20 protein-coding genes are annotated in these 19,612 nt (G+C 68.1%); 8 read left to right on the top strand and 12 right to left on the bottom strand.

Features of this window, described 5'->3' with window-relative positions:
- Positions 1 to 3 precede the first annotated feature (3 nt).
- The gene (locus AC1RRV_RS00230) at positions 4 to 1,881 is read right to left on the bottom strand and encodes a M61 family metallopeptidase (RefSeq protein ID WP_492857556.1); all 1,878 of its coding nucleotides are present in this window, start codon (positions 1,879 to 1,881) and stop codon (positions 4 to 6) included.
- 128 nt (positions 1,882 to 2,009) lie between these two features.
- Positions 2,010 to 2,492 carry a GFA family protein gene (locus AC1RRV_RS00225; RefSeq protein WP_492857555.1) on the bottom strand — a complete coding sequence of 161 codons (483 nt, stop codon included), beginning with the start codon at positions 2,490 to 2,492 and terminating at the stop codon, positions 2,010 to 2,012.
- 115 nt (positions 2,493 to 2,607) lie between these two features.
- Between AC1RRV_RS00225 and AC1RRV_RS00220 the strand changes: the two genes are divergently transcribed.
- Positions 2,608 to 3,672 carry a hypothetical protein gene (locus tag AC1RRV_RS00220; RefSeq protein ID WP_492857554.1) on the top strand — a complete coding sequence of 355 codons (1,065 nt, stop codon included), beginning with the start codon at positions 2,608 to 2,610 and terminating at the stop codon, positions 3,670 to 3,672.
- A gap of 2 nt (positions 3,673 to 3,674) precedes the next feature.
- Here the strand turns inward: AC1RRV_RS00220 and AC1RRV_RS00215 are convergent, their stop codons facing one another.
- The gene (locus tag AC1RRV_RS00215) at positions 3,675 to 4,430 is read right to left on the bottom strand and encodes an NAD-dependent deacylase (RefSeq protein ID WP_492857552.1); all 756 of its coding nucleotides are present in this window, start codon (positions 4,428 to 4,430) and stop codon (positions 3,675 to 3,677) included.
- 126 nt (positions 4,431 to 4,556) lie between these two features.
- Here AC1RRV_RS00215 and AC1RRV_RS00210 point away from each other — a divergent pair, with 126 nt between their 5' ends.
- Entirely contained in the window at positions 4,557 to 5,684 is a 1,128-nt protein-coding gene (locus tag AC1RRV_RS00210) for a ferritin-like domain-containing protein (RefSeq protein ID WP_492857551.1), read from the top strand.
- Between the two features lie 124 nt (positions 5,685 to 5,808).
- The gene (locus AC1RRV_RS00205; protein WP_492857550.1) at positions 5,809 to 6,363 is read left to right on the top strand and encodes a lipocalin family protein; all 555 of its coding nucleotides are present in this window, start codon (positions 5,809 to 5,811) and stop codon (positions 6,361 to 6,363) included.
- A gap of 6 nt (positions 6,364 to 6,369) precedes the next feature.
- Here the strand turns inward: AC1RRV_RS00205 and AC1RRV_RS00200 are convergent, their stop codons facing one another.
- Positions 6,370 to 7,080, bottom strand: a complete 711-nt coding sequence (locus tag AC1RRV_RS00200) for a LytTR family DNA-binding domain-containing protein (RefSeq protein WP_492857549.1) — start codon at positions 7,078 to 7,080, stop codon at positions 6,370 to 6,372.
- Between the two features lie 172 nt (positions 7,081 to 7,252).
- Here AC1RRV_RS00200 and AC1RRV_RS00195 point away from each other — a divergent pair, with 172 nt between their 5' ends.
- Both AC1RRV_RS00195 and mmcB read left to right on the top strand, forming a co-directional pair.
- Positions 7,253 to 7,897, top strand: a complete 645-nt coding sequence (locus AC1RRV_RS00195; protein ID WP_492857548.1) for a DUF2306 domain-containing protein — start codon at positions 7,253 to 7,255, stop codon at positions 7,895 to 7,897.
- A 31-nt stretch (positions 7,898 to 7,928) separates the two neighbouring features.
- Positions 7,929 to 8,399: a DNA repair putative endonuclease MmcB gene (gene mmcB, locus AC1RRV_RS00190; RefSeq protein ID WP_492857547.1), complete on the top strand. Its 471-nt coding sequence runs from the start codon at positions 7,929 to 7,931 to the stop codon at positions 8,397 to 8,399.
- On the opposite strand, the gene AC1RRV_RS00185 is transcribed toward mmcB, so the two are convergent.
- Both AC1RRV_RS00185 and recQ read right to left on the bottom strand, forming a co-directional pair.
- Positions 8,400 to 8,717: a hypothetical protein gene (locus AC1RRV_RS00185; RefSeq protein WP_492857546.1), complete on the bottom strand. Its 318-nt coding sequence runs from the start codon at positions 8,715 to 8,717 to the stop codon at positions 8,400 to 8,402.
- Between the two features lie 45 nt (positions 8,718 to 8,762).
- Positions 8,763 to 10,604 carry a DNA helicase RecQ gene (gene recQ, locus AC1RRV_RS00180; protein WP_492857545.1) on the bottom strand — a complete coding sequence of 614 codons (1,842 nt, stop codon included), beginning with the start codon at positions 10,602 to 10,604 and terminating at the stop codon, positions 8,763 to 8,765.
- 181 nt (positions 10,605 to 10,785) lie between these two features.
- Between recQ and AC1RRV_RS00175 the strand changes: the two genes are divergently transcribed.
- Positions 10,786 to 12,750 (top strand): transglycosylase domain-containing protein, encoded by a 1,965-nt coding sequence (locus AC1RRV_RS00175; protein ID WP_492857544.1) that lies wholly within the window; start codon positions 10,786 to 10,788, stop codon positions 12,748 to 12,750.
- Positions 12,751 to 12,759: 9 nt separating this feature from the next.
- Here AC1RRV_RS00175 and AC1RRV_RS00170 read toward each other — a convergent pair whose 3' ends face one another.
- The 3 genes from AC1RRV_RS00170 to AC1RRV_RS00160 all read right to left on the bottom strand — a co-directional run bounded on the left by AC1RRV_RS00170 (position 12,760) and on the right by AC1RRV_RS00160 (position 15,581).
- Positions 12,760 to 13,494: a YgjP family zinc-dependent metalloprotease gene (locus AC1RRV_RS00170; RefSeq protein WP_492857543.1), complete on the bottom strand. Its 735-nt coding sequence runs from the start codon at positions 13,492 to 13,494 to the stop codon at positions 12,760 to 12,762.
- A gap of 95 nt (positions 13,495 to 13,589) precedes the next feature.
- On the bottom strand, positions 13,590 to 14,855 hold the full coding sequence (locus AC1RRV_RS00165; RefSeq protein ID WP_492857542.1) for a polyhydroxyalkanoate depolymerase: 1,266 nt from the start codon (positions 14,853 to 14,855) through the stop codon (positions 13,590 to 13,592).
- Between the two features lie 135 nt (positions 14,856 to 14,990).
- Entirely contained in the window at positions 14,991 to 15,581 is a 591-nt protein-coding gene (locus AC1RRV_RS00160; RefSeq protein WP_492857541.1) for an SCO family protein, read from the bottom strand.
- Between the two features lie 56 nt (positions 15,582 to 15,637).
- Between AC1RRV_RS00160 and AC1RRV_RS00155 the strand changes: the two genes are divergently transcribed.
- Both AC1RRV_RS00155 and spdR read left to right on the top strand, forming a co-directional pair.
- Complete coding sequence (locus AC1RRV_RS00155) at positions 15,638 to 17,038, top strand: ActS/PrrB/RegB family redox-sensitive histidine kinase (RefSeq protein ID WP_492857540.1); 1,401 nt, start codon at positions 15,638 to 15,640, stop codon at positions 17,036 to 17,038.
- Positions 17,039 to 17,115: 77 nt separating this feature from the next.
- Positions 17,116 to 17,673: a stationary phase response regulator transcription factor SpdR gene (gene spdR, locus AC1RRV_RS00150; RefSeq protein WP_492857539.1), complete on the top strand. Its 558-nt coding sequence runs from the start codon at positions 17,116 to 17,118 to the stop codon at positions 17,671 to 17,673.
- Positions 17,674 to 17,793: 120 nt separating this feature from the next.
- On the opposite strand, the gene AC1RRV_RS00145 is transcribed toward spdR, so the two are convergent.
- From AC1RRV_RS00145 to AC1RRV_RS00135, 3 genes are read right to left on the bottom strand one after another with little or no spacing between them, the layout of a single operon-like run.
- Positions 17,794 to 18,579, bottom strand: a complete 786-nt coding sequence (locus tag AC1RRV_RS00145) for an SDR family oxidoreductase (RefSeq protein WP_492857538.1) — start codon at positions 18,577 to 18,579, stop codon at positions 17,794 to 17,796.
- Between the two features lie 44 nt (positions 18,580 to 18,623).
- A complete protein-coding gene (locus AC1RRV_RS00140; protein ID WP_492857537.1) occupies positions 18,624 to 18,908 on the bottom strand; it encodes a 4a-hydroxytetrahydrobiopterin dehydratase in 285 nt (94 codons plus the stop codon).
- A 26-nt stretch (positions 18,909 to 18,934) separates the two neighbouring features.
- Positions 18,935 to 19,576, bottom strand: coding sequence for an HAD-IA family hydrolase (locus AC1RRV_RS00135; RefSeq protein WP_492857536.1), 642 nt, complete (start codon positions 19,574 to 19,576; stop codon positions 18,935 to 18,937).
- Positions 19,577 to 19,612: the final 36 nt, after the last annotated feature.

Here is a 19,612-nt window from a genome sequence, read left to right as displayed (position 1 = left end):
GCGCTACTTCGCTGGCGGAGTGGTGTCCGCGCCCAGCCAGCGCGTCCGGAAGGCCAGTTGCGCCTCGGTCGGCTTCAGGTCGGCTTTCTCGAAGCGGACGATCTCCAGCGTCGGATCCGCGGCGACCTTCAGCGGCGCCTCGCGGGTCTGGCCGCGCTGGACGAACTTCACGCTCGTTGCCTCGTCGGGCTTGAGGCGGCCCAGGGCATCGGTCCAGTCGGCCTCATTGGCGAACTCGAAGCGGCCGATCGAGACGATCCGGTCGCCGACCTCGACGCCGGCCGCGTAGAGCGGCGTGTTCGGCGCCGGCGGCTCGGCCAGGATCACCTCGGCGCCGTTCACCCGGACGCGCGCGGCGCCCAGATACGCCTTCTTGGCCGACGCCCGGCGCAGCTTCAGCCCGGCCTGCTCCAGCAGCGGCTCGAAGTCCGGGAGGGCCGAGCCCTCGATGCTGGCCTTGAAGAACCCCTCGGCATAGGCCGCGTCGCCGCTCGTCTCGGCCAGGGCCACGCGCAGGTCGGCCGGCTTGTAGGGCTTCTCCGGCGCGCCATGCTTCACCCAGAGGCGCCTCAGGTAGTCGTCCAGGCTCAGCGGCTTGCCTTCGACGGGCGTCCGACCGCGAAGCTGCAGGTCCAAGGCCAGGCCCACGACCGCGCCATAGGGGTAGTACGAGGTGAAGATGTTCGTATTGACCGGGTCGAGCGTGGCGGCGGCGTCGTTGAACGGCGCGCGCAGGCTCATCTCCTGCGGCGAGCCATAGGTCCGGCCGGGACCGTTGACCACGCCGTTCAAGGTGCGGCCCAGGCCGCCCAGGAACTCGTCGATGGTCGACTGTCCGGCGCGACGGATCAGCAGCGGGCCGTAGTACTGGGTGAAACCCTCGGCCAGCCACAGCGACGGAGTCGGATTGGCCTTGGTGAAGTCGAACGGCTCCAGCTCGGCCGGGCGGATCCGCTCGACGTTCCAGGCGTGGAACAGCTCGTGGCTGGCCGTGCCCAGCTGGCCGAAATTGCCCCGGAACAGCGACTGCGAGTTGCTGATGAAGGTCGAGTTGCGGTGCTCCATGCCGTCACCGGTGATCTGCGGCATGTAGTCGGCGATGAAGGTGTAGCTCCCGTGGTCGAACTTCGGCAGCGCGCCGAACACCTTGATGTGCTCAGGCACGATCGCCTTCAGTTTCTCGGTGAACTTGTCGGCGTCCTCTTCCGTGCCCGGATGATGCAGGGCCAAGCGGAAGGTGTAGGTCTTGCCCGCATCGGTCACCGGCCATTCGCGCAGGGTGAAGGCGCTGATCTCGGTCGGGCTGTCCATGAAGTACTGCAGGTTCGGCGCCCAATAGGCGTCGGCCTCGCCGGTGACGGCGGGCAGCTGGGTGGCGATCTTCCAGCTCGCGTCGGCGCGGTTGAACTTCACCCGGATCAGCTTGTCGTCATAGCCGGCGGCCCACAGGAAGGTGGCGGGCATGTTCAGGTGGGCGTGGGTGGCGTCGATCTGCGAATAGGTGCCGTCGCCCCGGTCGGCATAGAGTGTATAGGTCACCTTCACAGTGCCGTCGTGGCCGGCCACGGTCCAGCCATAGGGCTCGGTCCGCTCGACCTTCAACGGCTTGCCCGCCCCGTCGACGGCGCTGACCTGATAGACGTTCTTGGCGAACTCGTGGATCGCGTAACGGCCGGGCGAGGAACGCGACATCCGCAGGGCCAGAGGGCCCTTGGGCGCGTTGCGGAAGGTGACCGCGATCTTGGCTTCGTGGTGCTGGGCGTTATCGAACGAGACCTCGTACTGGACCGGCGCGTTCGCCCCCGGCTCGGGCGCGGCGGCCACGGCCGCGCCGGCGGCCAGCATGAGAAGGGCCGTCAGGCCGGCAACGGATTTACGCATGGATTCCCCCAGGGACGCGCCTCGACACGGGCGCGGCACCTTGTCGGACGCGGGCCACGGCGGCAAGTCGGGGCCCCTAGAGGACGCCGCCGCTGCCCCTCTCTCTTTGAGAGAACGGGCCAAAGACCTCATAGAAAGTCGTCGATCGCCTTGCGCTTGGCCTTCGGCTTCGGCCGCTCCCACATCACGCCGGGATAGCCCTTCAGCGGGACCAGCTTGCCGCCGCCATAAGCCCAGTCGGGCGCCTGATCGAACGAGGTATGGTAGCGCGGCTCGCGACCCGTCCTCGTATCAAACAGGGCGCGGGGCAGGTTGATCATGGTCGGGGCGCGCTTGCGCTCCATGAACAGCGGCGTCCCGCAGCGGCCGCAGAAGCCCCGCGTGGTCCCCTCGTGCTCGTATCGGCTGACGGCGTCCTCGCCCTCCACGAACCGGAACCGGCTGCGATAGCTGCCGACATAGGTGACATAGGCGCAGCCCTGGGCGCGGCGGCTGGCTTCGGAATGGTCGTGGAAGGCCCATCGCGCCGGTACGCCGATCGCGATCCGCACTGTTCCGCAGGCGCACTGGCCCTCGGCTTCCTCGGTGGGGGGCTTCAGGGTCTTGGCCATGTCCGAACTCTCACGCTGACGACACCCCCAGAACGGGGGGCGCCGCCCCTTGGTCGAACGTTGTTATAGGCGCGGCTTCCGTCGGCCAAGCCGCGCCGCGCCCCGAGGACCGCCGATGACCCCTGTTTCCCGCCGGCTGATCGTCGTCGGCGCCGCCGCCCTGCTGCTGACGCCCCAGGCCTCCCACGCTGGATCATCGCCCAAGGCGATCGACTTCACCCCCGGCGCGACAGCCGAGACCCTGAGCGCCTATACCAAGCTCCAGAACAAGGTCGCGCCGGACGCCACCGTCATCCACATCCCGACCTTCCGGGTCGAGGTGGTGCGCGAGATGACCCAGTCGTCCGAAGCGCGCGGCTCGGGCGGCATGGCGACCCAGACGTCCACCTATCGCCTGGACGGCCTGCACGAAGCAGCGGCCCAGGGCATGACTCAGCGGCTCTACGACCAACTGGTCGCCGACCTGACGGCGCGCGGCTACCGGGTCGCGACCCCGGCCGAGACGGCCGCGGATCCAGACATCTCGCCGCTGATGGGCAGCGCGCCCTCGGGTGTCGTGCAGCCCTCGGCCGACGGCCAGTCCAGCTTCTACGCGCCGGCCGGCCTGGCGGTCACCATGAGCCTGGTCGACGCGCGCGCCGGCAAGTCGAACGATCCCGCCGTCGCCATGGCCGCCTTCGGGGCCGTGGGCGCGCTGATGAAGCGCATCACCAACGCCGGCAAGGCCACCCAGCGCGGCGCGATGATCCTGGAGCCGAAGTACACGATCGGCTTCGGCTCGCTGACCAACGACAACAAAGGCTTCGGGGGCCGGTTCAGCGACACCGCCTCGGTCTCCGCCAGCCTTAACCTCCGGGTCGTCGAGGAAGGCACCCGCATCGACGTCATCCAGAAGAAGGGGGGCATGATGACCGGCAACGCCGCCTTCCTGACCAACCCGCTGAAGATTCAGGCCGCCGCCCTAAGCGCGCCCGTCGACGCCACCACCGGCGACCAGCGCGCCGGCATGGCCGCCGCCGCCGTGCTCAGCTTCGCGGCCCGGGGCGCGGGGCTCAGCGGCTCCTCGGTCCAGATGACCACCAAGTCGGTGCGCGCGACGCCAGCCTTCCTGCCGGCAAGCCGCGACACCCTCCAGGCGGTTCAGAGCGCCCTGCTCTCCCGCATCATGGCGGGCCAATAGGCTCAGCCGGCCAGCACCCGTTCCACCCAGGCCGGCACGGTCTGGCTGGCCGGGCCGTAGTGCTTCTCGTCGAACACATAGGCGTTGGCCGAGGGTTCGAGGTTGATCTCGCAGGTGGCGACGCCCATCGCCCGCGCCTCGGCCACGAAACCGGCGGCCGGATAGACCGAACCCGACGTGCCGATCGAGACGAAGAGATCGGCCTCGGAAAGCGCGTCCTCGATCACGTCCATGAACAGCGGCATTTCTCCGAACCAGACCACGTGGGGCCGCGCGCCGCCGTCGCGGCCGCAAGCCTCGCAGACGGCCTCGGCGGTCAGCGGCCCCATGTCTGGCCACGTGGCCTCGCAGTGATGGCAGCGGGTCACGGCCAGCTCGCCGTGCATGTGGATCACCCGCCGGGCGCCGGCCTTCTCGTGCAGGTCGTCGACGTTCTGGGTGCACAGCCAGAGCTCCCCGCCCCGCGCCGCGAGCTCGGCCTCCAGCCTGGCCAGGGCGAGGTGGGCGGCGTTGGGCGCGGCATCCGCCAGATTGGCGCGGCGGGCGTTGTAGAAGCCTCGCACCTTGGCCGGATCCTTGGCGAACCCCTGGGGCGTGGCGACCTCGTTCAGGTCGTACTTGGTCCACACCCCGTCCTTGTCGCGGAAGGTGCCCAGGCCGCTCTCGGCCGAAATCCCGGCCCCGGTCAGCACGAAGATCTTCATTCCGCCCCCTGACGAACCAGCCGCACCAAACTTGACGCTGCCGTCACTTTTCATTTGACCCGCCGCGCGAGTTGAGTTGACAGTGTTCAGATAGCCGGAGGTCCGCGCAAGACGGCCCCCGGCGACCTGATGATGCATGTCGCAAAGTGCATGTCGAAACGGCCGATTAGGGAGCGCCGCATGACGGACAAGAACATCACCAAGGACGCCATGTACGACGCGGTAGCGCCGGACGACTTCGAGTCGATGCTCGAGCTCGACCGCTACGGCAACCGCTCCAGCGCCTTCGACAAGATCATTTCCGCGACCCACGACCACTTCTGGGATCCGCTGGACAAGGCCTATATCGACTTCGACGAGCCGTTCGACATGGAGAACCAGGCCCTGGTTCCCGAGGACATGGTCATCGCCCTGTCGACCGACTACGTCTCCGACCACCTGTCCGACCCGAAGACGCGCATCCGCTTCATCAACCAGTCGGTGCTGCGCAGCTTCTCGTCGATCCTGCACGGCGAGCAGGGCGCGCTGAACCTGTCGGCCAGCTTGTGCCACGTGCTGAAGGACCAGGGCGCGCAGGAATACGCCGCCAACCAGACGCGCGAGGAAGCCCGCCACGTCACGGCCTTCGCCAAGTACATCAACACCCGCTGGGGTCGCCCGGTCGAGTGCGGCCCGGCCCTGAAGACCCTGCTGGTCGAAATCATCGGCGCGCCCGAGGTCTATAAGAAGATCATCGGCATGCAGATGCTGGTCGAAGGCCTGGCCATGGGCGCCTTCGCCACTTTCTACAACAATATCAACGACCCGGTCGGCAAGAAGCTGCTGCAGCTGGTGATGACCGACGAGGCTTTCCACCACAAGTTCGGGAAGATCTGGGCCGACCGTACGGTGCCCAAGCTGACCCCGGAAGAGCACGCCATCATCGAGGACTGGGCGGCGCACTGCTTCCAGACCCTGCTGTTCAACCTGGTCTCGCCGCACCAGCAGCTGGACCTCTACGCCGCGTTCGGCCTGGATCCCGACAAGGTGGTCGAGGAGTACGGGAAAATCATGACCGACGAGGTGCGTCGGGAGAACATGAAGGAGCAGACCAACATCTTCCGCGTGCTGGTGAAGACCCTGCTCAACGCTGGCATCATCACCGACCGCACCAAGGCGTTCTATGCCATGTATGTCGACATCAACGAGCTGAAGGGCGAGGGTGACCGCATGGTCGGCGACGACATCGCCGAGGAAGGCATCCGTTACCTGCAGGCCATCAACTTCAAGGATCGCCCTACGGCCGCGATCAATATCGCGGCCGAATAAAGGGAAGGGTCGGCGCCGTCAGCATCGCCGCCGACTAGGATCCGTCTACCCAAGCTATCCGCCGCCCCGCTGGAATACCGGCGGGGCGGTTCGTGTTTTGGGCCAACCTGTAGCAAGGTGGCTCATGCGCCCGATCAAGACCGTCACCCTCGCCCTGCTGGCCAGCGTTCTCGCTGGGGTTCTCGCCATCGGTACCGCCCAGGCGGGGGCCCCGCCGCCGGCCAAGGCCGTGTCGGCCGACTTCTACTCAGGCCGCTGGTACGAGATCGCCCGCACGCCCAATTTCGGCCAGCGCGACTGCGAGGCCCCGACCACCGAGTTCACCGCCCAGAACACCGGCATCAAACAGGGGGCCGACTTCATAGTCCGCCAGGTCTGTCATCGCGGCTCGCCGCGCGGCGCCGAGAAGGTGTTCTCGACCAGCGGCCGGATCGTCCCGGGCAGCCAGAACACCCGCTTCACGATGAGCTTCCTGGGCGGCCTCAAGAAGCAGGAATACTGGGTGCTGGACAGCGCCGCCGACCGCTCCTGGGCGATCATGGCCACGCCCGGCGGCAACTATGTCTGGCTGATCTCGCGCACCGCCGACATGCCCGCCGCCACCAAGGCCGTCGCGGTCGAGCGGGTGCGGGCCCTGGGCTACGAGAAGCTGGAATATCCGGAGCATCCGGCCGGCTGACGCCGCCTAGAACCAGCCGGCTTCCTTCAGCACGGGCGCATAGGTCCGGCTCACCGGCGCCATGAGCCCGCCGACGAGGCGGATCTCGCCCGCGCCGCGCCGCCAGCGCACATCCTCCACCGCATCGGCCGCCACCCACCATGAACGGTGGACACGCCAGCCATGGGCCCGCGCCAATTCATCCAGCGCGTCGGCGAAGCGAAGGGTGATCAGCTCCGCGCCGGCGTCGGTATGAACCTTCAGATAGTGATCGTGCGCCTCGATCGCGATCAGCCGCGCCGCGCGGCGTTTCGCCGAAAGCCGTCGCCGAAAGGCCGCCTCGGCCTCGGGCAGCGGCGGGGCGACGACGGTTCGAGTCTCGACCCGCGCGGGCGAGCGCCACCAGACCAGGGCCCGCACCACCATCACCGCCAGCGAGATGGGCCAGACCTGCCAGAACAGTCGTGGAAAGCTCGACCAGTCGAAGGGGCCGCCCATCATGAGGTGCTCGGTGGTCAGCACCAGCAGCGACACCGGCGGCGTCATCAGCACCGAGGCCACCGCCACCCGTCGCCAGGTCGTGGCCATGCGGCGGCTCAGCAACGCGTCCGCCGCGATCCCGATCAGCCCGCCGCCGACCATGCAGATCATCCAATAGACGTAGCGCGCCACGACGGGCACGCGCTCCGACGCGAACGGGCCCAGGAATCCCATCAGCAAGCCGATCGCGACCAGCATGGCCAGGTCGACCGCCCACCGCCGCGACGTCGCTGCTCCCCAAGGCTTCCTTGTCTCGCCGTCCATGCCGTCCCGTTCGCGCAACCCTGGCGCCGTTCGCGAAGCAAGGCCTAGCGAGCCGCCGCCCGGCCGGCAACGACGTTCGGCGAACTCGCCAACAAGGAATGCCCGCTTGACCACCGCCAACGCCGCCACGCTCGCGACCAGAACCCCGTCCTGGTCCACTCGAGTGACCTGGGTGATCCTGGCTATCCTCTGCGTGGGGATCGCCGCCTATTCGGCGCGCTACCTGCTGCATCCGCCACGGACGCCAGCCGAGGCGCTGCACAACCCGCTTGGGGTCCCGTGGCTGTTCATCCATGTCGGTGGGGCGGTCGTCGCGCTGGTGCTGGGCTCGCTGCAGTTCCTGCCCGCTCTGCGCCGAGGCTCGGGACCGCCGCATCGCTGGATCGGGCGAACCTATGTCCTGGGGTGCCTGGTCGGCGGCGTGGCGGGCCTGATCCTGGCGACGACCTCCTCCGCGGGACCCATCGCCTCGGCGGGGTTCGGCGGGCTCGCGGTCATCTGGATCGCCGTGAACCTGCTGGGCTGGCGCGCGGCCGTGCAAGGTCGCTTCGCCGCGCACCGCCGCTGGATGATCCGGTCCTGGGCGCTCACCCTGGCCGCCGTCACCTTGCGGCTCTACCTGCCGCTGGTCGGGGTCCTGGATCTGCCGTTCCTGCCCTGGTACCGCGCCATCTCGTTCCTGGCCTGGATCCCGAACCTGATCGTGGCGGAGCTCTGGCTGCGATGCACGGAGACGCGCCGCCCCGCTTGATCCGCGAACAAAGCTGGAACATGATCGCGCGGTGGACGTGATCATCGAATTTCAGAGCCGCCCCCAGACCACGCGTCCGGAGACCACCCTGGCCGTGACGCGGGGCGCCGCGCGGCTGCTCGTCGACCTGGGCTATGCGCCGCTGGCCGAGGTGACCCTGCCCAACGGTCGGCGGGCCGACCTCATGGCGCTCGGCCCTAAGGGCGATGTGCTGATCGTCGAGGTGAAGTCGAGCCTGGAAGACTTCCGGGTCGACCGGAAGTGGGGCGAGTACGCGCCCTATTGCGACGCCTTCTACTTCGCCGTCGCGCCGCATTTTCCCGACGGGATCCTGCCCGAGGAGCCCGGTCTGGTGGTCGCTGACGGCTTCGGCGGCGCGATCGTCCGCGAGGCGCCGCTCACGCCTTTGGCGCCGGCGCGTCGCAAAGCCTTGACCCTGGCGTTCGCACGCCTCGCCGCCTTGCGGGCGGCGGGGGTGCAGGCCGAGCGTCTTAGTCTCTAGCTAGTCGAGATTGCGGGCGATCAGGAAGCCGATGCCCAGGCCGATCGCGAAGGCCCCGAAGGCCACGCCGATCGGATGCTCCTCGGCGGCCTGATGGGCCACCTTGGCCTTCTCGCTGGTCCAGGCCGCGCCGACCTTGGCCTTTTCGGCCGCGAAGGTGCGGGTCTGTTGAGCCATTTCGGTAGCGGTCTCGCGGGCGGACTTCACCGCCTTGTCGACCGCCTCCCGGGCGCGCTTGGTCTTGTCGGCGGCAATCGCTTTGGCACCGTCGGCGGCGCTCTTCACGTCGGGTGGGGTGAAGCTGGTCACGTCGGTCATGGGGAGCTCCTCGGCTTGATCCGATCAAACGCCCGGGAACCCGCTTTAGTTCTCCCGCACCACTTTCAAAACCGCCTCGCCATAGCGATCCAGCTTGCCCTGGCCCACACCGCCGGCCTTGCCCAGCGCGGCCAGGCTTCCGGGCCGCGCCGCGGCGATCTCGGCCAGGGTCGCGTCGTGGAAGATGACATAGGGCGGCACATGCTGCAGCTGCGCCGCCTCCTTGCGCCAGGCGCGCAGGGCCTCGAACAGCACCTGGTTCTCGGCGGGGATGGTGAGGGCCCGGCCTTCGCGGCGCTTGCGGGCCCCGGTCGCCCGACCCGTCTCCGGCGCCTCGGCCATCTGGCGCAGGGCGACGCGGCGTTCGCTACGATAGACTTGGCGCACGCCCTCGACGTCGCCCAGGCCGATCAGCGGCCGCCCGTCGTTGGGATCCTCGCGCAGCAGGCCCTCGAAGATCAGGGTGTCGAACAGGTCGCGCCACACCGGCTGGCTGAACTCGCGGCCGATGCCGAAGGTCGGCAGCTGGGCTTCCTGCGGCGTGACGTCCTTGGTCTTGCCCAGGAGATGCTCGATCAACCTTCCCCGGCCGAAACGCCCGCCCATGCGATGGACGGCCGACAAGGCCTTCTGGGCGGCCTCGGTGGCGTCGATCCCGATCGGCGGCGCGACGCAGACGTCGCAGACCCCGCAGCGCGCCACGCCTTCCTCGCCGAAATAGCGGCGAACCGCGGCGGCGCGGCAGGTGACACCCTCCAGCATCGAGTAGAACTGGCGCAGCTTGCGCGACTGGGCCTGCTTGACCTCGTCGGGAGCCTCGCGGGTCTCGATCCGGCGACCGGCCCAGGCCATGTCAGCCGATCCGTAGAGGGTGATGCCCTCAGCCGGCTGACCGTCGCGCCCGGCGCGGCCGACCTCCTGCCAATAGGCCTCGATGGCGGCCGGCGGGTCGGCGTGGATCACGAAGCGGACGTCGGGCTTGTCTACGCCCATGCCGAACGCGATCGTCGCCACCATCACCGCGGCGTCGGCCTCCAGAAAGTCCTCCAGCCGACGGGCGCGGACGGCCTTGTCGAGGCCCGCGTGATAGGCCAGGGCCGGAATGCCTTCCGCAATCAACTTCTCGGCCAGCTTCTCGGTGGAGTCGCGGCTGCCGGCATAGACGACACCGGCCCGGCCAGGGCGCTCCAGAACCAGCTCGACCACCCGGTCGTGACCCTTGCCGCGCTTGCGCTCGGCGCTGAGCGCCAGCTCGGGCCGGGCGAAGCTGTCGACGAACTCGGCCGCGCCCTGCAGACGCAGCTCCGCGCGGATGTCGTCGCGGGTCCGGGCGTCGGCCGTGGCGGTGACCGCCAGGCGCGGCACGTCCGGGAACAGCTCGGCCAGCCGCCCCAGCATCCGGTATTCGGGGCGGAAGTCATGGCCCCACTGGCTGACGCAGTGGGCCTCGTCGACGGCGACCAGGGCCAGCGGCGTGCGCGACAGGCGATCCAGCATCCACGGCTGCATCAGGCCTTCGGGCGACAGATAGAGCATGTCCACTTCGCCGGCGTCGATGCGTCGCCAGATGTCCGCGCGCTCCTCCATCGAGACGTTGCTGTCCAGCCGCTCGGCCGCCACGCCGGCCTGGCGCAGGCCCAGGACCTGGTCGGCCATCAGGGCGATCAGCGGCGAGACCACCAGGCCGACGCCCGGCCGGATCAGCGACGGGATCTGGTAGCACAGGCTCTTGCCGCCGCCGGTCGGCAGCACGGCCATGGCGCTGCGCCCGTCCAGCAGCTCGTTGATCACCCCGGCCTGCAGCCCGCGGAAATCGGCGTGGCCGAACGTCCGGCGCAGCACGTCGCGCGCGTGGTTCAGGGCTGGGGATTCGGGAGGAACGTACACGGAGGCTGTTATGGCGACCCGCCGCCGCCCCGCCAAGGCGCGATCGAAGTCACGGTGGTTTCTGTACGCGCGGGCCTGAAAACGGCCCCGTTCATACCTCGTCAATCTTGTCGCGCGTTCTGTGGGCTTCGGCTAAACGGAACGCGCTTGAGATGACGGCGCGCGTAGGAACGATACGACCATGGCGAACGGACCCTTCGGCGGAAACAAGCCGGCGAAGCCGCAGCGCACCCCGCTCCAGGCCCTCGTCTATTGGGGGACCGTCGTCGGCGTCTGGGGCCTGATCTTCTGCGTCGCCTTCTTCGCGGTGTTCGCCAGCGATCTGCCCGACACGTCCAAACTCTACGACGTCAAGCGCCAGCCTTCGATCAACTATCTGGACCGTTCGGGCGCCCTCCTGGCGGTGCGTGGCAGCCAGTATGCACCGCCGGTCGATATCGACGCCTTGCCGAAATACGTGCCGGCCGCCTTCGTGGCGATCGAGGACCGCCAGTTCTACCATCACTTCGGGTTCAACCCCTGGGGCATCATCCGGTCGCTGGCGTGGAACGCCACCCATGACGGTCCCCAGCGCGGCGGCTCGACCATCACCCAGCAGCTGGCCCGCAACCTGTTCCTGAGCCCCGCCCAGAACTATCGCCGCAAGGCCCAGGAGCTGATCCTGGCCGTCTGGCTGGAGCTGAAGTTCAGCAAGAAGCAGATCCTGGCCCTCTATATGAACCGGGTCTATTTCGGCGCCGGCGCCTACGGCATCGAGGCCGCCTCGCAGCGCTATTTCAACAAGCCCGCCGACCAGCTGACCATCGGCGAGGCGGCCCTGCTGGCTGGCATGATGAAGGGCCCGGCCCGCTATTCGCCGGTCTCGGCCAAGGACCGCGCCGCCCGCCGCGCCACCATCGTCCTGGACGAGATGGTGCGCATCAAGGCCATCACCGCCGAGGAGCGCGACGAAGCCTTCCGCACGCCCGTCCAGGTGTCCGCCACCCTGGCCAACCAGCGCGCCCAGTACTTCACCGACTATATCGACGCCCAGGTCCGCTCGCTGGTCGGCGAACCGACCGAGGACCTCGTCGTCGAAACCACGCTGGACCTGCCGATCCAGGTCTCGGCCGAGCGCGCCGTGAAGCTGGGCGTCGAGGGCCACGGGGCCCAGGGCGTGCAACAGGCGGCCTTGGTCGCCATCGATGGCGAAGGCCGCATCCGCGCCTATGTCGGCGGCGCCGACTACGCCGAGACCCAGTTCGACCGCGCCACCACCGCGCGCCGCCAGGCCGGCTCGGCCTTCAAGCCGTTCGTCTACCTGACCGCCATGGAGCAGGGCCGCAACCCGTCGGTCATGGTCGTCGACGAGCCGGTCAAGATCGGCAATTGGGAGCCGAAGAACTACACCAACAAGTACCTGGGTCCGATGACCCTGCAGACGGCCCTGGCCCAATCGATCAATACGGTCGCCGCGCGCCTGGCCAACGAGGTCGGCACCAGCAACGTCGCCAACACCGCCCGCCGCCTGGGGATCACCAGCAAGATCCAGCTGGACCCGTCGATGGCCCTGGGCGCGGTCGAGGTCTCGCCGATGGAGATGGCCCAGGCCTACGCCCCATTCTCGAACGGCGGCTTCCTGGCCAAGGGCTATGGCATCGAGCGCATCCGCACCGCCAGCGGCAAGGTGCTGTACGACCACAGCGTCGAGAAACAGGCCCGCTCGGCGGTGATCGGCTCGCCGGCCCTGCAGTACATGAACCAGATGATGCGCGAGGTCGTGACCTCGGGCACCGGCACCCGCGCCCGGGTCAGCGGCTACGACATGGCCGGCAAGACCGGCACGACCAGTGACTACAAGGACGCCTGGTTCGTCGGCTACACCGGCGGCTTCGTCACAGCCGTCTGGACCGGCAAGGACGACAACACCCCGATGAAGCGGGTCACCGGCGGCGGCGCGCCGGCCGAGGTCTGGCGCACCTTCATGGCCGCCGCCCTGCCGCGTCTGAAGGCCACGCCGATCCCCGGCGGCACGGCTGAGCCGCCTCCGGTCGAGGGCCCCACGGATCCGATCGGCGACCTGATCGCCCCGACGCAGACGCCCGAAGGTCCCACGGCCGAGGTCCCGGCCGGCGCCCCGCCGCCGGCGGACCAGCTGCCTTACTGACGGTTTAGGCTAGGCCCCAATCGCGTGCAGCTCCGCCGCATGGGCTCGTAGCCACGCGCGGTGGGGCGCGGGATCACCCACAAGCTGCTCGCACAAGGCCCAGAACTTCGGGCCGTGATTGGCCTCGATCAGGTGGGCGCATTCGTGGGCGGCGACATAGTCGGCCACCGCCGCCGGGGCCAGGATCAGCCGCCAGCTATAGCGGATCGCCGCCGCGGCGCGTGGCGTCGCCGGACGGCACGAGCCCCAGCGCGCCTTCGGATCGGCGATCGCCACCGAGGGCATCGGCCGGTTCAGGGCGGCGGCGTGGTCGGCCGTGCGTTCGGTCAGGACGGTCAAGGCCTCGCGCTTGGCCAGGCGGATGACCTTCAGCCCCCAGTTGGCGTCGTCCGGCGCGACGATGCGAGGCCCATTGATATTGGCGCCGTCGATCCTGGCCCGGCCCGGCGCGGCCTCCAGTCGATAGGGCGTGTCGTTGAGGCGCAGGATCCCGCCCGGCGCCAAGCTCATCCGCTCGGGCAGGGCGGCCAGCTGCTTGGCGATCCAGCCGGACTTTTCCTGGGCGAAGGCCACGGCTTCGTTCAGGCGGCGGGGGCTGGGCGCCAGGGCGACGATTTCGGACTTGGCGCGATCGACGCGCAGCGAGACCCGCCGGGCCCGGCCGTCCACCCGCAGGCGAACCGGCCAACCACCGATCTCCAGTCGATCACCATCCACGAAGCGTTGGGCCGGGCGCGCGAACATCAGCTCTAAAATCGGGTGAGTTGGCCCGCCCCGCAAGGCGGACCTCGGGTCACCTCGCTCGTCCGGCCAAAGCGGGGATGAGCGGGGCGTAGGCCCTAGGCTTCCTCTTCGCCGAAGTTCGGGTCGCACTTGCGGATAAAGGCCCGCACGCGCGGATAGATCTCCTCGCGGAAGCGGCGGCCGTTGAACACGCCGTAGTGGCCGACGTCGGGCTGAACGTAGTCCAGCTTCAGGTCCTCGGGGATGTTCGAGCACAGGCCGTGGGCGGCCTGGGTCTGGCCGATGCCGGAGATGTCGTCGTTCTCGCCCTCGACCGTCATCAGGCCGATGTCGGTGATGGCCTCCGGCTTCACCCGCTCGCCGCGATGCATCAGCTCGCCCTTCGGCAGCAGGTACTGCTGGAAGACGATGTCGATGGTCTGGAGATAGAATTCCTCAGTCAGGTCCAGGACCGACAGGTACTCGTCGTAGAATTCCAGATGCTTGTCGGCGCTGTCGCCGTCGCCCTTCACCAGGTCGTTGAAGTAGCGACGGTGGGCCTCCTGGTGGCGCTCGGCGTTCATGCTCATGAAGCTGGCCAGCTGGACGAAGCCCGGATAGACGCGCCGGCCCGCGCCCGGATAGGGCGGCGGCACCGTGTAGATCATGTTCGACTGGAACCAGGTGAACGGCTTTTCCTCGGCCAGCTGGTTCGTGACCGTCGGCGACAGGCGCGCGTCGATCGGCGAGCCCATGAAGGTCATGCTGGCCGGACGCGAGGGATGGTTCTGTTCGGCCATCAGGGCCGCGGCGGCCAGCACCGGCGGACCGGGCTGGCAAACGGCCACCACGTTTGGACGCGGGCCCAGCAAGGCCAGCATCTCGACGATGTGGTCGATATAGTCGTGGAAGTCGAAGCGGCCTTCCATCACCGAGACGTCGCGAGCGTTGACCCAGTCGACGATGAACACGGCGTGATCGGGCAGGAACGCCTCGACAGTACCACGCAGCAAGGTCGCGTAGTGACCTGAAAGGGGCGCGACGATCAGCACGGCGGGATCCAGCGAGAACTTGCCGGCCCGGCGCATGTCGGCCATGTCGCGGTCGAACTGGATAAGGCGAGCCCAAGGGCTTTCCCAGACCACGGTCGGACGGACGCGGACGTCGGCCTGACCGACCTTGATCGTATCGATGTTCCACTTCGGCTTGCCGTAGCGGCGAGTGATGTTGGCGAACAGGTCCGCGCCGGCGCGCATCCGCCGGCCCACGGCCGTGTCCCCGGCCGGGTTCATCGGCGATCCCCAGAAGTCCCGGGCCACCCGCGCCGCGAGGCGCATCGGAGTCGAGGCGTAATAGGCCGCCTCATGAAGAGCGTAGAGCATGGCGCACCTGCGATGTTGCATCGCAACATAGCACGTCGAAGCCTAAGGAAGTCCACCCATTAACAATCTTCGCGCCGCGTCATGGCGTCGCTTTCCATCTCCTCGCGCCTAAGCGCGAGGGCGGATAGCGCGCGCCTATCCTTCGCGCATCGCGTCCTTGATCCGGCGAGCGATCTCGTCCGGCGGCAGGTTGTAGGGGATCACCGTCGTGAAGCGCCCCTTGGGGTCCATCAGATAGATCGCCGTCGAATGGTCCATGGTGTAGCCGGGCCCATCGCCGACCTTGGCGAAATAGACCTTGTAGGCCTTGGCCGCGGCCTGGACCTGCTCCTGCGTACCGGTCAGGCCCAGGGTCGATTTCGGAACATAGTCCGCCGACAGATAGGTCTTCATCTGCTGGGGCGTGTCCCGGGCCGGGTCGACCGAAATGAAGACGATCTGAGTGTCCTTGGCCTTGGGGCCCAACTGGTCGGTCGCCGCCGACAGGCCCTGCAGCGTGCCGGGGCAAACGTCGGGGCAATAGGTGAAGCCGAAGAACACCGCGCTCCATTTGCCCTTCAGCGCCCTTTCGGTGGTCGGGGCGCCGTTCTGGTCGACCAGCTGGAACGGTCCGCCGACGGCCACGGAGGTCTGGGATTTGAAGACTCCGGCGTTCCAGGCGAGGCCCGCCGTGACCGCGAGACCCAGCAAACAGGCCAAAATCAGGACGAGGCGGTGACGCGGCATGTGCATTTCATCCTTTTGCTCTCGCCACACGCGAGATTATGGACAATCTTGCGGTCATGGCTGACGTTTCGTTCGCGAGAGCGCCCGACGACCAACGTCATAAGGGGCTCGATAGGCCGGGCGACGAACCGGCGCAAGACGACGCCTGGTCGTGGACAGCGCCCGGGCTGCGTCGTGGACGCTTAAGGGTTCGCACCCTTCTGGCGCAAAGATGGCTGTCGGTGGTCGGCCAGACCGCCGTGCTGCTGATCGCCGGCCTCGCCTTGAAGCTCCAGGTGCCCTGGGCGCTGTGCTTCACCCTGATCGCGCTCTCGGCCTGGTTGAACGTCCTGCTGGGCCTGGCGTCCACCGGCCAGCGGCTGGCCCGCGACGTCGAGGCCACCGCCCAGATCGCCTTCGACATCCTGCAGTTGTCGGGCCTGCTGTACCTGACGGGCGGCGCGCTGAACCCGTTCTCCCTATTGCTGATCGCGCCCGTCACCCTGGCCGCCGCCACGCTTCCGGCGCGCTTCGCCCTGGCGCTGGGCATATTGGCCATCGTCTCGACCCTGTTGCTGGCGGTGTTCTCCTGGCCGCTGCCGACCATCGCCGGCGCGCCGCCGGCTCCGACACCCACCACCATGATGCTGTGGACCATCGTCGCGGCGCGGGTCTTCGGCATCGTCATCACCGCCGCCTACGCCTGGCAGGCCGCCAGCGAGTCCGCCCGGATGGAGCTGGCCCTCAACGTCACCGAAACCGTGCTGGCCCGCGAACAGCGCCTGTCGGCCCTGGGCGCATTGGCCGCCGCCGCCGCCCACGAGCTGGGCACGCCGCTGGCCACCATCTCCGTCGTCTCCCGCGAGATGGCCCGCAACGCCATCAGCGAGGAGGTCCGGGAGGACGCCGAACTGCTGATCGGCCAAGCCGCGCGCTGCCGCGAGATCCTGCAGCGCCTGACCGAGATGCCCGAGGCCCAGGACGCCGTGCACGAGCGCATGAGCCTGGTCCAACTGGTCCAGGACGTGATCGAGCCGCACATGGTGCACGGCATCCGCGTCGAGGCCGTGGTCAATGGTCCGTCCGGCGAGACCTCGCCCGATATCTGGCGCCGCCCCGAGATCATCCACGCCATGACCTCGATCGTGGAGAACGCCGTCGACTTCGCCCGCAGCGAGGTCATCGTCATCGCCCGCTTCGACGCGCGCTACGTGGTGATCGAGGCCCGGGACGACGGTCCCGGCTTCTCGCCCGAGGTGCTGGCCAAGCTGGGCGAACCCTATGTCACGACGCGCCCCGGGGCAGAAGGGTCGCGAACGGGGCATATCGGCATGGGTCTTGGCTTCTTTATCGCCAAAACCTTGCTGGAACGAACCGGCGCGACCGTGGATTTCCGTAATGGTCGCCGTGGCGGCGCCGTGGTCTCGGCCCGGTGGCCACGACCCGCGCTTGAAGCTCCCGGCTATACGGGGGCTTGAGTTATGTCGTGGAAGCGCGGAAGTATGGGTTGTTACTTGGCTTGCTGAGTATTGGGCGCGGGGAGGCGCTGACTTCTATGGCGGATATCGGAGAGCTGGTTGCGGCGCTGCCGGACAAGACCCTGCTGCTGTTGGACGATGACGGACCCCTGCGGACTCGCCTCGGTCGAGCCCTGGAGCAGCGCGGCTTCGAGGTCACCTTGGCCGCCTCCGTCGCCGAGGCCCTGACCATCCTGCGCGGCGCGGCTCCGGCCCACGCGGTGCTGGACATGCGGCTGGAGGATGGCTCGGGGCTGAAGGTGGTCGAGGCGGTGCGCGACGCCCGCGCCGACGCCAAGGTCATCATGCTGACGGGCTATGGCAACATCGCCACGGCCGTGGCGGCGGTGAAGGCGGGGGTGGTCGACTACCTCTCCAAGCCCGCCGACGCCGACGACGTGGCCCGCGCCCTGCTGGCCGCCAAGGACGCGGCCCCGACGCCGCCGGAAAACCCGATGAGCGCCGACCGCGTGCGGTGGGAGCACATCCAGCGCGTCTACGAGATGTGCGGCCACAACGTCTCGGAAACGGCGCGCCGACTGAACATGCACCGCCGGACCCTGCAGCGAATCCTGGCCAAGCGAGCGCCGCGTTAAAGTCCTCCCCCTAGCGGGGGAGGTGGTCGCGAAGCGACCGGAGGGGGAAGTTCGGCAGGCCTTGCCACTCCCCTCTCCGTCGACTTCGTCGACACCCCTCCCATGGGGAGAGGATTTTCCTCACATCGCCGAGATGCCGCCGTCGACCTTTATCTCGGCGCCGGTCATGAACCTGCTTTCATCGCTGGCCAGGTAGAGCACCGCATTGGCGATGTCGTTCGGCTCGCCGATGCGGCCCAACGGCACCTGCCGCGCCAGCTTGGCGAAGGCCTCCTCCTTGCCGAACCGCGCCGAGAAGCCGTCAAGGATCGGGGTGTCGATGAAGGTCGGGTGGATGGAGTTCGAGCGGATGTCGAGCTTCATCTTGGCGCAGTAGAGCGCGATGTTCTTGGACAGCAGCCAGACCGCCGCCTTGGAGGCGTTGTAGGCCGGCGAATTGCCGTTGGCGATCAAGCCGGCGATCGAGCTCAGATTGATGATCGAGCCCGGCTGGTGGGCCCGCATGTGTGTCAGGGCGTGCTTGGCGCCCAGGAACACCGAGTCGACATTGACCGACATCACCTTCTTCCAGAGGCCGAAATCCAGGCTTTCGATCGGGCCGTCGCCGCCGATGCCGGCATTGTTCACCAGCACCGACAGGCCGCCCATGGCCTCCGACGCCTTTTCCAGAACCTCGATCCACTGGTCTTCCTGGGTGACGTCCAGCTGGAAGGCGAAGGCCGCGCCCGCGCCGTGAGCGGCGTTGATCTCAGCCGCCACCGCTTCGGCGCCGGCCAGATTGATGTCGGCCAGGGCGACCGTGGCGCCCTCCTTGGCCAGCATCCGCCCCGCCGCCGCGCCCAGCCCCTGGGCGCCACCGGTGATGAAGGCCTTCTTGCCGGCGACCCGACCCGTGCTCTGCGCCATTTTCGGCTCCTCCCGATTATTATTCAAACGGGAGTTTGAATTTTTCAGGCGGCGCTGTCCATGAACTTCGCGAGCGTTACGTCCAGTTCGGTCACCCCGTCGGCGTCGTGGGTGGTCAGCAGCACCTCGACACGGTTGTAGACATTGAACCACTCGGGGTGATGGTCGAGCTTGTCGGCCATGATCGCCACGCGGGTCATGAAGCCGAAGGCCTCGTTGAAGTCGCCGAACCGATAGGTCTTGGCGATCGCGTCCTTGTGCTCCGGCGCGGCGCTCCAGCCTTCGAGCTGGGCGATCGCGGCGGCGGCGCCGATCCTGGGACGGGACATGAAATCCTCCGGAAGATGTTTCTCCCTCAGAACGCCAATCCGGTCGCTTCGGCAAGGTCGGCCAGCAATTGGGCTTCGGTCGAGACCTTGATGGCCTTCATGCCGAGGGCCGCCGCCGGCTTGCAGTTGATCCCCAGGTCGTCGAGGTAGACGCAGGCTTCAGGCGCGACGCCCAGCAGCTCGCACATCATCTGGTAGATGCGCGGGTCGGGCTTGCGCACCCCGGCCTTGGAGCTTTCGATCACCGCGTCGAACAGGCCCATGATCTCGCCGACGGCCAGGGCCTTCTCGGCGCTCTGCGCCATGCCCGGACCGTGGCCGGTGGGCACATTGTTGGTGATGCAGCCCACCTTGAACCGCGCCTTGCAGGTTTTCAGCGCGTCCAGGACCTTCGGCCGCAGGTCGCCGTAGAGCAGCGGCAGCACCTCGGCGCCGCGCACGGCGTGGCCCAGGCGCGTGGCCTCATCCAGGAACAGGGTGTCAAAGGCCTTCGCGTCGATCTCGGCCCGCTCGAACCTAGCCCAGGCGTTGACGTCTGGATCGGTGGCGTTGACCGTGCGGATGAAGTTTTCCGGCAGGCCGCGCTCGGTCTCATAGCGGCGGAAGGCCTCGAACGGCGAGGTCGTGAACACCCCGCCGAAATCCCAGATCACCGCCTCGATCGCCATGGCCGCCTCAAACAGATGTTTGAGGCCACGCTAGCC

The sequence above is a fragment of the Caulobacter sp. GW821-FHT11E10 genome (assembly GCF_058808375.1).
This window is presented reverse-complemented; position numbering and strand designations above follow the sequence as displayed.